The organism is Nitrosomonas eutropha (genome assembly GCF_003201195.1).
GTDB classification, from domain to species: Bacteria; Pseudomonadota; Gammaproteobacteria; order Burkholderiales; family Nitrosomonadaceae; genus Nitrosomonas; species Nitrosomonas eutropha.
The window spans coordinates 21,673-34,340 of sequence record NZ_QICQ01000029.1 but is presented as its reverse complement, the minus strand read 5'-3'; the positions used below and the strand labels follow the sequence as shown (position 1 = coordinate 34,340).

Below are 12,668 nucleotides of genomic sequence, written 5' to 3'. Positions count from 1 at the left end.
TGTGGAAGAACTGTGAGCGCTTACTCAACACCAGCTTGCAGTTTATTCACCTGGCCTTCCTGGCCCTTCTACTCAAAAGACTTTGAACAGGTTCTAAGTAATTGTGCTCTGGCCATGTTCTTTCTCCAGCTATTCGAGAAATAAGGGGACGCTATCCTTTTTCGCTGTAGCAATTATTTATCATAATTATTTACTTATATTTGCTCACAGAAATATTTCGAAAACCAATCAACAGCAAGCCGGGCAGCCTGTTCCAGCGCGCCCGGTTCTTCAAACAGATACGCGTTGCGCCCGGCACCAGATCCAGTCGTTTCCTGTATTTCAGCATGGCGTAAGCTTGTTCGTTCAACTTGATCACGCCGTAATTGGAAAAAGGGGACGCTGCTCTATATTATTCTTCCTCGCTGCGTGATGTGATGCGGTATCCCGGAAAACATGGATCAAGCAATTAAGAAAGGGTAGCATCCCCTTTTTTGCGTTTCTCAAATCGGCTGCCGACCAAATCACCGATTGCCGTATTGGTAAAGACGATATAGGGACTTTTTCGCAGATCTGTGAAAATGCTCTATCGTCTGGAAAAGATGATATCGTCAAACTAGTTTGATTGAGGCGCAATTTTGAAGTCGTTAACAACAAAGATGATGCTCAGATTATTTCCGATGTGTTGCCCAAGAGAAAGCATGCGACTGACAGCAGAGAGTCAAAAAGACCAGACGACCAATACCCCGAAATGGAGCCAAAAAATACTCCAATGGTTGCACTGAAGTGTCAAGATACTTTGGAGATTATTCATGTTCCGATTTTTTTAATCGAATCAGCAGCGTTAATAGCATGAAGGCTTTATACCAGGCTTGCGAGAATGGCTATGAAAAGCTTCAAATTTTCCGTCTATTGGGTCTTGATGCCAAAAATTCTGTCATTCAGATATGTATCAATGAAACTTCCCTTATAGAGAATGAATCTATCTGCCAGCTTGATCCTGCGAAGTTTGACACAATCTCCGAATACGTTGTATTGGAATGTGATTGGATTCTGCAGGAGACTATATGAAAATCCTCCACACCTCTGACTGGCACCTTGGCCGCACGCTCTACGGCAGAAAACGCCACGAGGAGTTCGAGGCTTTTCTGATCTGGCTGGCGGGGACGATTCAGCAGAATGAAATTGACGCTCTGCTGGTGGCGGGTGATGTCTTTGACACCAGCGCTCCGAGCAATCGCACCCAGGAGCTTTATTATCGTTTCCTGTGCCAGGTGGCTGCCTCATCTTGTCGCCACGTTGTTGTCATCGCAGGCAATCACGACTCTCCTTCGTTCCTCAATGCCCCCAGGGAGCTGCTCAAGGCCCTTGATGTCCACGTGGTTGGAAGTGCAACGATCGAGCACCCGGAAGACGAAGTGCTGGTGTTGCGTAATGAGCAGGGTGTGCCGGAACTGATTGTCTGTGCCGTGCCCTATCTTCGCGACAGGGATATACGCGTGGCGGAAGCGGGTGAAAGTGTCGAGGACAAGGAGCGGAAATTGATTGACGGCATCCGCACGCATTACGCCACTGTTGCTGCCCTGGCCGAACAGAAGCGCGAGGAACTTGGGGTTGATCTACCCATTGTGGGCATGGGACATCTGTTTACCGCTGGTGGACAAACTATTGACGGCGATGGCGTGCGTGAACTCTACGTTGGCTCCCTGGCGCATGTGACGGCGGGGATTTTCCCTGCGAGTTTTGATTACCTGGCGCTTGGGCATCTCCACGTCCCGCAAAAGGTGAACGGCCTTGAGACCATACGGTACAGCGGTTCTCCATTACCCATGGGGTTCGGAGAAGCCAAACAGCAGAAGAGCGTTTGCCATGTTGCCTTTGGGCAGCACGATGGCCACAGCACAACTGCATCCGTACAATTGATCAACGTGCCGGTGTTTCAGAAACTCGAGCGTGTCAAGGGAGACTGGGATGGCATCTCAAGCCGTCTCCTCGAATTGTCGGCAACGGACAAAGCTTGGCTCGAAATCATTTACGACGGCATTGAGGTCATTGGCGACCTGCGCGAGCGCCTGGAGATAGCGATTGCCGGCACCCAAATGGAAATTCTGCGGATAAAGAACAACCGCATCATCGACCGCGTGCTGGGACAAATGCATGCAGAGGAAACACTCGACGATCTGAACGTGAACGACGTGTTCGAGCGATGTCTCGCCGTTCATGACGTGCCTGAAGCGCAGCGGCCGAAATTGCACCGAGCCTATCAGGAGACGCTCTTGTCTCTCTATGATGATAACGTACAGGCGGAGTAGAGCGGCTATCGATGAGAATATTGCAGATACGCTTCAAAAATCTGAACTCGCTGGTCGGCGAATGGCAAATCGACCTGACGCACCCGGCCTTTACCTCTGATGGCATCTTTGCCATCACTGGCCCCACCGGTGCGGGGAAAACCACCATCCTCGATGCTATTTGCCTCGCCCTTTACGGGCGAACGCCGCGCCTGAGCAAGGTTACCAAGAGCGGAAACGAAATTATGTCCCGCCAGACCGGCGAATGCTTCGCCGAGGTGACCTTCGAAACGCGGTCTGGGCGCTTTCGCTGTCACTGGAGCCAACACCGGGCACGCAAGAAGCCGGATGGCGAGCTCCAGGCCCCGAAACACGAAATGGCCAATGCCGATTCTGGCGAGATTTTTGAATCCAAAATCAGAGGGGTAGCCGAGCAGATCGAGTCGGCTACCGGCATGGATTTTGACCGTTTCACTCGCTCCATGTTGCTGGCCCAGGGCGACTTTGCCGCGTTCCTCCAGGCGGCGCCGGATGATCGGGCTCCAATCCTGGAGCAGATAACGGGTACAGAGATCTACAGTCAGATATCCATCCGTGTTCATGAGCGCCAGCGCGAAGAGCGGGAAAAGCTGAACCTGCTCCAGGCTGAAACGGCGGGTATCGTGATGCTTGATCCGGAGCAGGAACAAGCGATTGGGCAGGCACTCGCGACAAAGCAGAAGGAAGAGATAGATCTTGCTGCTAAATCCGCTGATACCGGGAAGGGCATTGTCTGGCTTATCACCATCGATGGCCTGAAGAAGGAAATTGGCAACCTGACTGACGAGGCGAGCAAGCTGCAAAACGATATCGAGGCGTTCAAGCCGGATCGTGAAAAGCTGGGCCGGGCTTTGAGTGCCGCCTCACTGGACGGTGTATTCGCAACGCTCACCGCCACCCGCAAACAGCAGGCGGATGATAGAGCAGGCTTGAAAGCTGAGGAAGAGGCGCTTCCGGAACTGACATCCTCCGCCAAGGAACAGGCCGAAGCACTGAAATCGGCGGAGCAACAAACCGTTCGAGCCAAAGAAGCGCTGAAAGCGGCCGCGCCGACATTGCAGAAGGTGCGTTCCCTGGATCAAAAACTTGCCGATCAAAAAAAGGCAGTTTCGGAAGGCGATGAGGGCTGTAAGAAGGATGCAGCAAAGATTGATGCAGACCAAAAAGCCTGGCTCGAAGAGCAGAAAAAACGATCCAGGGCTCAGGAGACGCTGGAGCTTGTGGACGGCTACCTCAAGGAGCATGCACGGGATGAATGGCTGATCAGCGGTTTGGCCGGTGTTGAAGAACAATTGAACAGCCTGCTTTCCAAGCAAAAAGAAATCGTTCAAAAAGAGGTTGATCAACAAACGGCCACGACGACTCTGGAACAGGCGACAAAGTCACTCGGCGACCGTCAGAAACAATCCGGCATTCGGAAGCAGGAACTGGAGGACGCCTCGAAACAGATTCAGCAGGGCAAAGACGCATTGAGCCAGTTGCTGGGAGACCGCTTATTGCGAGAATACCGCGCCGAGAAGGAAACGCTGCTGCGTGAGATGGCGTACCTTGTGAAAATTGCGGAGTTTGAAGGTCACCGAGGAAAACTGGAAGACGGCAAGCCCTGTCCTCTTTGCGGCGCAACCGAACACCCCTTCGCGGAAGGGAATGTTCCTGTCCCCGATGAAGCCGAAAAGAAGATTGATTCCCTGACCAGTCTGATCAGTAAAGCCGAGGATCAGGAAGCCGCCATCAAGAAACTCTTCGATGCAGAAAATCTGGCCCGCAAAAATTTGACGGAGGCTGAAAAGCTGGAGTCAGCAGCGGCCAATGACAAGAAGGCTGCCGAGAAAGCCCTGGCCGAGATGAAGGACGGCCTGGTAAAGCTCCGGGCCGATTTTGCCGAGCGCAGGCAGACTGTCTCTACCAAACTCCAGCCGCTTGGTATTGTGGGCATCCCTGAAACGGACATTTCATCACTGATCGAAACCCTTAAGAAGCGGCTGGAGGCATGGCAAGCTCAGGTCAAGAAAAAGGCGGACATCGAGAAACAAATTGCCGCCATCGACAGCGAGATGAAGCGGCTGAATGCGGTGATCGAAACGCAAAGCGCTGCTCTGGCCGAAAAGCGGGAGCGCCTGGGTACCTTGAAAAAGGAATTCGCCGCTGGAAGTGATGAGCGTAATGCACTGTACGGCGACAAGCATCCCGACGATGAGGAGCGCCGTTTGAGCAAAGCGATTTTGGATGCCGAAGGTGCCGAAAAACAAGCCAGAGAACGGCACAATGAGCGTCAGCAAAAATGGAATACCGCGCAGGCCCATGTCGAATCTCTGAAAAAACGCATCGACCAACGAGCGCCGGAACTGAAAAAATTGGAAACTGAATTCTCCGCAGAACTTGCGCCCGTGGGCTTTTCAACTGAAGAACAGTTTCTGGCAGCCAGGCTTCCCTCTGAACGAAAGGCTGAGTTGACGGCGACGGCCAGGAATCTGGATGAACGTCAAACCGATCTCCATGCCCGCCGGAAGGATCGGGAAATGCGCTTGACCACGGAAATGGCCCGGCAAGTCACCGACAAATCGTTGGAGGAGCTCGAGCCCCAATTCAAAGAGCAAGAGGATGCCCTGAAAGAGTTGCGAGATATCCTTGCCGGCCTCAAGCACAAGTTGAGTGAAAATGCCGCCGCCAAAGAGCGGATAAAGGAGAAGCAAGCGGCTACCGAGGCCCAGAAAAAAGAGTGCCGCAGATGGGAAAATCTGCACGAATTGATTGGCTCCGCAGACGGCAAGAAGTACCGCAATTTCGCCCAAGGGCTGACCTTCGAAATGATGATTGGTCACGCCAATCGGCAACTGCAAAAAATGACCGACCGCTACTTGCTGGTTCGAGACGACGCTCAGCCTCTGGAGCTCAACGTAGTTGATAACTACCAGGCTGGGGAGATTCGGTCCACGAAGAATCTTTCCGGCGGGGAGAGCTTTATCGTCAGCCTGTCCCTGGCATTAGGGTTGTCCCATATGGCCAGCAAGAATGTCCGGGTGGATTCGCTGTTTCTGGATGAAGGCTTCGGCACCCTGGACGAGGAAGCCCTCGACACCGCCCTGGAAACCCTCGCGGGCCTGCAGCAGGACGGCAAGCTGATCGGCGTCATTTCGCACGTGCCTGCCTTGAAGGAGCGGATCAGCACGCAGATCCAGGTAACCCCGCAAACCGGTGGCAGAAGCCAGATATCCGGGCCTGGATGCGGTGGCGTCGGGTTTTGAATTTCTGGGAGAAATCGCGGAGGCTGTTTGGTTAAAGCAAAACAGGCTCTGAAGTCTGCTCTGCAAGTGTACGATGGTATCGTTCTTCAGCCTCCGCCACCGGGTGAGGTGTGTTGTCAAAAATGGAGTCCATGATTACAGCAGAAATCAGTCAGCAACTCTTTAAGGATTATCCAGACTGAAGATATGCTTTTTGTCGTCATATGAGAAAATTTCCGCATAACGCCCCAAGGTGATGATGGTTCGCAGAGTTCGCTCAGCGGCTGTTTGTGGCATGTAATCTTCCAGCTCACTTGAAAACCGGCTCCAGGGCGCGCGGTGTGTTGGTCGTTCATCCAGTACGCGCCGGATATGCGCTGCCAGCGCAACATAGGTCAGTAAATGCCAGGCAAACAAGCGTTTGCGCTGATCGGTATTAAATTCCGCGAACTGCAGACCTTCTGTGGTCAGTTTAATATCGCCCCCGGCTACTTCGGCAAAACGCAGCATCTGCAGTGTTTCAGCCACTGGAAATAAATCATCAATTTCCATAAGCAAGGAGGATGCAATGACAGGAAGATCCACTTCACCGTTATAGGGCGGAGCTGCTACGGCTTCAATCAAGCCGGAAAGCGAGTTCGAGGTTACAGATGGCAGAATCGTCCCGATTCCCGTACCAGGGAAATATTCTGTGCGTTTGCCGGCAGATGTTGAAACCACGCGGGTTGTCATTTCCACATAAATGCGCTCGACCAGATCGCGAAAGGTGGGATCAAGACGGGCGCGCGGGTGCGGCAGTTCAACCTTGATCTCATTAATAATCCGACCAGGATTGCTGCCAAAAATGAAGATACGGTCACACATCAGCACAGCTTCCTCAATATTGTGGGTAACGAGGATCACGCCCTTGATGGGAAGCTGGCCTTCCGACCAGAGATCAAGAAAATCGGTACGCAGTGTTTCCGCTGTCAGCACATCGAGTGCTGAGAAGGGCTCATCCATGAGCAGGATATTAGGGTGCACAACCAGTGCGCGTGCAAAGCCGACACGTTGCCGCATACCGCCCGACAATTCACGCGGATAGGCTGATTCAAACCCGTCAAGCCCGATCAGATCAATCGCTTTAATAGCACGCTGGCGCACTTCATTGATCGGCAACCCTAGTGCCTCCAGACCGAGTTGTACGTTTTCCAGCACGGTAAGCCAGGGAAACAAAGCCGGATTTTGAAAAACCATTGCTACGCCAGGTGGAGGGGCGGTCACTTCGTTGCCAAGATAGATAATCGAGCCTGCCGATGGCGGCGCAAGTCCAGCGATCAAGCGTAACAACGTGGATTTACCGGAACCTGAACGACCCAGCAAGCCGATGATTTCACCTTTGTTAACAGCAAGATTGATGCCATCAAGCACGAGCAACTCACTGCCATCCGGTTTGCGAAATGATTTGTGAATCTCGTGAATATCCAGCAACACGGTATCGATGTGATTCTCCTTTCACCCTAAACGGAATTTGCGCTCAGCCAATGCATACAGCGGGCGCCAGAACAGGCGGTTAATCACGACGACGAACGCGCTCATGACTGCGATCCCGAGTGCGACACGATGAAAATCCCCAGCAACAGTCGCTTCCGTAATATAGGCGCCCAGGCCATGTGCTTGCAATGTAGTGCTTCCCCAACTGACTATTTCGGCAACAATGCTGGCGTTCCATGATCCACCCGAGGCAGTAATGGCGCCTGTCACATAAAAAGGAAACACTGCTGGCAGCGCAATGCGTCGCCACCACAACCATCCTCGGACACCAAGATTAGCGCTGATATCGTGCAACTCGCCTGGAATAGTTGATGCGCCTGCAATAACGTTGAACAGGATATACCACTGCGTTCCCAGGATCATCAACGGACTCAGCCAGATATCTGGATCAAGCTGCAGTACTACGATCCCATACACCGCAGGCGGAAACAGTAGATTAGCTGGGAATGCCGCCATGAATTGGGCAATTGGCTGGGCAATACGCGCTGCGCCTGGCCTCAGTCCAAGCCAGACACCCACCGGTACCCAAATAACACTGGCAACCGCGATCAGCACAAAAACACGCACCATGGTTATAAAACCCAGGAACATGGCCGTTCCCACTTCTGCCAGCGCCACTTCCTGCAAAATAAAGAACGTAATTTTCCATGAAATGATGGCACAAACTACGGTAATTGTTCCATACCACAGCCAATCTACCCACGGCTTCAGGTTTGTTCCTGTTCCTTTCCAGGTAAATGCTTTTTTTCGAGCAGGTTGTTGCGATTTCCGGTAAGTCCATCGCCAGATTCTGGCAAACAAAGCTGTGGTAAACGTTATCCATTGTGAACGATGTAGCACAGTCAGCACCCAGGAGTGCGGCGGTGGCATTCCTCCGGTTTCCTGCTCAAAGCGAAAACGATCTGCCCAGGCCACCAATGGCCGGAACAGGAGCTGATCGTAAATCAGGATCACTATCAACATGACTGCAATTGCCCAGCCGATCGCGCCAAGATCGCGCTGATCAATCGCCAACGCAATATAAGAGCCGATCCCCGGGAGGGTGACGATCGTATCACCCACACTGATTGCTTCGGATGCCACGACAAAAAACCAGCTGCCCGACATGGACATCATCATGTTCCAGATGAGTGCCGGCATTGCAAAAGGCACTTCCAGCTTCCAGAAACGCATCCAAGGACTGAGCCGAAACGAGCGCGATACTTCATCCAGCTCTCTCGGAACCGTGTGCAGTGATTGATAAAAACTGAACGCCATGTTCCAGGCTTGGCTGGTAAAGATAGCAAAAACTGAAGCCAGTTCGGCACCCAGCATTTTTCCAGGTGCAAAGGACAGGAAGAACACCACCGTAATCGAGATAAAACCCAATACCGGTACCGACTGAAGGATATCGAGCAGCGGGATGAGAATCTGTTCAGCGCGCCAACTCTTGGCCGCCCAGGTTGCATACGTAAAGGTAAAAATCAGCGATAGCACCATTGCCAGCAACATCCTGAGTGATGTTCGCAGTGCGTACTCCGGTAAGGCGGATGGATCAAGACTGATGACATCGTGCCCTGATTCCACCAGAGGCTGCATAAAGTCGCGGCTGGCCTGGGCAAGAAAAACCACCAGACCGAGCACCAGCAGTGCAGCAACACCATCCCAGAATAGTGCGGAGAAACGACGTGACCATTTGCTGACAGATAAACGTTGCATCATTTCTGATTGATCCTAGATAGTATAGTCACAAGATACCTGTCCGGAGGGCGGACATCTAATTTGTACGGCGGCAAGGAAAGAAGAGGTATTTTGGGTGTGTCTGTAGCAACGCTACTTTTTGAGATGAAGGAAAGTATTTTCGGCGAAATACCTCAGCTTATACAGCACTTGATCATAATGCCTTTGCGTCCTCCGGTTCTTCTTTGGAGGAATAACAACCTCCACTCCCCGTTTTTCCGCCTGTTCAATAATGGCATTACTGTCATGCCACGATCTGCCAGCAGATGATCTGCATCCATCCCTTCGATCAAGCGGCCAACTTGCGGGCAATCAGCAGTGGTACCTTGTGTAACAAGGATTCTGAGCGGCATACCATGCGCATCCACGGCCAGATGTATCTTGGTGTTGAGCTCCCTTTCTCGCCCGATTCATCTCCTGATTATCTCCCCATGCCCCTTCTCTACCTGGTAAATGCTCCTCAAGTAGTGACCATACCTTATCTGAAATATCATGCCTGCAATGGGATGGCGTCATATGAAATCCTTTTAAAAGATAAAAGGATTTCATATCTTTAGCCTCATGACTACAACTATTTAAGTTGTCATGCTATCAGCGAATTCTGGCAGTCGTCCTGCACAGAAAGATGTGGTGACGAAAATATCAAGAAATACCAAAGATTTGCTATCAGAACATATGCGCTAAGGGTCTTATACCTCGAATTTTCGTACCTCTTTATAACAAATGTTTATCCAGATACGACAACTGGATATCGCTCAAATTTAAGAATGTTTTGAACGTACCGAGTGTTTCCTGCGCACAATCAATCTCCAGATGGTCGCTGGAAGCAGGAGAGCGACCAGTAACCAGATTTCTTCAGCATCAAAATGAGCGAGCAGATAGACAAAACCTTGGCCGAGTCCATAGCCAATACTGGCAATCGTAATCGCCCAGATAATTGCTCCCGCCAGGTTCAGAACCAGAAACCGAGACCAGTAAATACCACTCATACCCATCGCCATAGGCCCGGCAACACGCAGCCCGTACATAAAACGAACAGCGAGGATAAACAACACGTTATGACGCTCCAGTAGTGCGCTTACACGTGCAGCTCGTCGCCGCAAGGAAGGGAATTTTGCCAGTAATCTGTTGCCGTATCTGCGTCCTACACAAAAAGAGATTTGATCACCCAGAAAACCCGATACGGCTGCTATCAAAATGACTGCAGGCATCCAGAGATAGCCATGAAAGGCTGCCGCACCGGCGGTTAACAACACACTTTCACCTTCAAGAAAAGTTCCCACGGCAACAGCCAGGTAACCATACGATTGAATCAAGCCAGGAACATCCATGCTCAAACGTTTCCTTATGCAGGGAATAATCTATTTTCTGAATTATTTGAATAGACTCTGTATCAAAGTGGTTAATGTACAAGGTTGTAACGGGCAGGTTTTCCAGGTGAATCGCGATGCTCACTACCTTGCTTGTCCGGTTGATATATCTTGTTGCCACGTTCTGTGTACCTTACTCTTCACGTATAGTCATCATAAAAAATCGATGAAAAACTATAAACCAGTATCCGGATTCCTGTGAAATACGGATAGTCCGATACAGTTTCGTTCTTAACGTAAAATCATTTGACAAAATAACTTTATCAATCGAATCCAGTCAATCAACTTTGATCTTCATCTGAGAGGAGAGCCGACAATGAACATTGTAGAAAATCAACTAACCACTATTTTTTCCCGGAGTTGGTGGATATTATTACTGCGCGGCATCATCGCTATCTTGTTTGGCATCTTGCTTTGGTTTCAACCCGAGATTTCACTGGTAGCGATGTTGTTGCTTTTCGGAACCTTTGCTCTGATGGACGGTATCCTTGGTATCTGGACCGCAGTCATAGGGCGCAAGATACACGAGCATTGGTGGGTATTGCTCCTTTGGGGATTTATTGGCGTTGGTGTGGGGGTCCTGACATTTGTGGTTCCTGGTGTCACCGCATTAGCGCTACTGTTTTATATTGCAATCTGGGCAGTCGCCACTGGTACTCTTCAGATTGTAGCTGCGATTCGCCTGCGCAAAGAAATGACGGGCGAATGGTTGCTCATTTTGGGTGGCCTTGCATCACTTGTCTTTGGCATTCTCCTCATGGCGCAGCCAGCGGCCGGTGCTCTTGCCTTGCTTTGGCTGATTGGTGCTTATGCCATCATCTTTGGTATCCTGCTTGTGAGTCTGGCGTTCAAGACACGCACCTTTAGTAAACAGCCCACGCACAACACATAAACAATATCTGCGACGCGGCAACAGTGGCTTATGCCGAAAATGTGCGCAACCAGGAATAGGGGTGCTCAGGATGATATTTACAAAATTCAACCCGATTTACCCATTTATTATGCAATAAATCAATAATAGCATTCGTACTTGACTGATCAGAATTCTGATCAGTCAAGTACATTTATAGTCAATTTTCCGAATGCATCTGTACTGGCCGCCAGCTGTGGCCAGCTGTAAGCAACTGGTTCTGTGATGGCGGCCCTTCCGAGCCGGAAGCATATTCTTCAGGACTGCCTGTGCGCCACGCATGCAACACCGGATCAAGCAAGCGCCATGACCATTCAACCTCATCAAAACGCAGGAAGTGCGAACAATTACCATTGATTGCGTCCATCAGCAACTGTTCATACGCTGAAAATTCTCTGACACCTTCTTGTGCATAAGGTGCAGTAAGTACCACGGTGTGCGTGGCAAATTCCATACCGGGCTTTTTGGCTGTCGCTACCAGATTGAGACTTTCCTGTGGTTGCAGGCGGAATATCATCCAGTTATTCGGCGCAGCGCTGCCATCAGGCAGCGCGTCTGGCACTTGCCTGAACTGTATCGCGATCTCTGAGTAATCACTAGCCATGCGCTTGCCGCTGCGCAGGTAGAAGGGAACACCTTGCCAGCGCCAGTTGTTGATTTCGAAACGCAGTGCCGCGAAAGTTTCAGTATTTGAGTTAACAGGGATACCAGATTCCTGACGATAAGCAGGTACATTTTTACTGTCAATGCTGCCAGCAGTATATTGGCCGCGCGCAACTCGGTTACACACTGTGTGTTCATTGAATGGCACTACCGCGCGCAATACTTCGACTTTGTGATCACGCAACACTTCAGCATCCCAGCTTGACGGCGGCTCCATAGCGGTGAGACAAAATAATTGCATCAGGTGATTTTGCAGCATGTCGCGTAATGCCCCTGCGTGATCGTAATAGGCGGCACGATGCTCTACTCCCAACGTTTCCGGGCAGCTGATCTGCACTTGCGCAATATGCGCGCTGTTCCAGAGTGGTTCGAGGAAACGGTTGGCAAAGCGGAACACCATCAGATTCTGCGTAGTTTCCTTGCCCAGGAAATGGTCGATACGCAACACATTTTCCTCGGCCCATTGACTGTGAATCTGTTTACGCAACATTTCAGCACTGGCGAGATCAGTACCAAAAGGTTTTTCGATTACCAGACGTCGCCAGCCTTCAGTAGTTTGCGCAAGTCCTGCTTCACCTAGCGCTACAGCTGCAGCACCGAACAAGGGTGGAGGTAACGCCAGGTAAAAAAGTATCGACCCTTTCACGCGACGCCCGATTTCTTTCATCTGCCCGGCTTCAAGACTACCGGTAATGTAATCTAGGCCCGCACAAAATTCTGTCTGGTGTTTATCCTCAATCTTGTCATCCGATACAAATGTACGTAATGCCTCTTGAATATGATCGCGAAAATGCTCCTTGCTCCAGTCCTCAATGGCATACCCCGTAATCTTAAGATCCCGCGTATATCCCGACTGGTGCAGGCGATACAATGCCGGCATGAGCAAACGTTGCGTCAAGTCTCCGGTTGCACCAAGAATCACAAGGTTTGTATCAGACAC

At 50.9% G+C, this 12,668-nt stretch carries 7 protein-coding genes and 2 pseudogenes; 4 read left to right on the top strand and 5 right to left on the bottom strand.

Features of this window, described 5'->3' with window-relative positions; genetic code table 11:
* From C8R14_RS10420 to C8R14_RS10395, 3 genes and pseudogenes are all read left to right on the top strand, one after another.
* Positions 1-86: pseudogene (locus C8R14_RS10420) on the top strand (IS5/IS1182 family transposase); the annotation flags it as partial.
* A 960-nt stretch (positions 87-1,046) separates the two neighbouring features.
* Positions 1,047-2,291, top strand: coding sequence for an exonuclease SbcCD subunit D C-terminal domain-containing protein (locus tag C8R14_RS10400; RefSeq protein ID WP_011635398.1), 1,245 nt, complete (start codon positions 1,047-1,049; stop codon positions 2,289-2,291).
* 11 nt (positions 2,292-2,302) lie between these two features.
* Positions 2,303-5,554 carry an AAA family ATPase gene (locus C8R14_RS10395; RefSeq protein WP_011635399.1) on the top strand — a complete coding sequence of 1,084 codons (3,252 nt, stop codon included), beginning with the start codon at positions 2,303-2,305 and terminating at the stop codon, positions 5,552-5,554.
* A 162-nt stretch (positions 5,555-5,716) separates the two neighbouring features.
* Here the strand turns inward: C8R14_RS10395 and C8R14_RS10390 are convergent, their stop codons facing one another.
* From C8R14_RS10390 to C8R14_RS10375, 4 genes and pseudogenes are all read right to left on the bottom strand, one after another.
* Positions 5,717-7,006 (bottom strand): ABC transporter ATP-binding protein, encoded by a 1,290-nt coding sequence (locus tag C8R14_RS10390; protein WP_011635400.1) that lies wholly within the window; start codon positions 7,004-7,006, stop codon positions 5,717-5,719.
* A 21-nt stretch (positions 7,007-7,027) separates the two neighbouring features.
* Entirely contained in the window at positions 7,028-8,767 is a 1,740-nt protein-coding gene (locus C8R14_RS10385) for an ABC transporter permease (RefSeq protein ID WP_011635401.1), read from the bottom strand.
* 12 nt (positions 8,768-8,779) lie between these two features.
* Positions 8,780-9,301 (bottom strand): annotated as a pseudogene (locus C8R14_RS10380) (transposase).
* 245 nt (positions 9,302-9,546) lie between these two features.
* Positions 9,547-10,116, bottom strand: a complete 570-nt coding sequence (locus C8R14_RS10375; RefSeq protein WP_011635403.1) for a DedA family protein — start codon at positions 10,114-10,116, stop codon at positions 9,547-9,549.
* A 355-nt stretch (positions 10,117-10,471) separates the two neighbouring features.
* Between C8R14_RS10375 and C8R14_RS10365 the strand changes: the two genes are divergently transcribed.
* Positions 10,472-11,047 carry an HdeD family acid-resistance protein gene (locus C8R14_RS10365; RefSeq protein WP_011635404.1) on the top strand — a complete coding sequence of 192 codons (576 nt, stop codon included), beginning with the start codon at positions 10,472-10,474 and terminating at the stop codon, positions 11,045-11,047.
* A gap of 178 nt (positions 11,048-11,225) precedes the next feature.
* On the opposite strand, the gene zwf is transcribed toward C8R14_RS10365, so the two are convergent.
* The gene (gene zwf / locus C8R14_RS10360) at positions 11,226-12,668 is read right to left on the bottom strand and encodes a glucose-6-phosphate dehydrogenase (RefSeq protein ID WP_011635405.1); all 1,443 of its coding nucleotides are present in this window, start codon (positions 12,666-12,668) and stop codon (positions 11,226-11,228) included.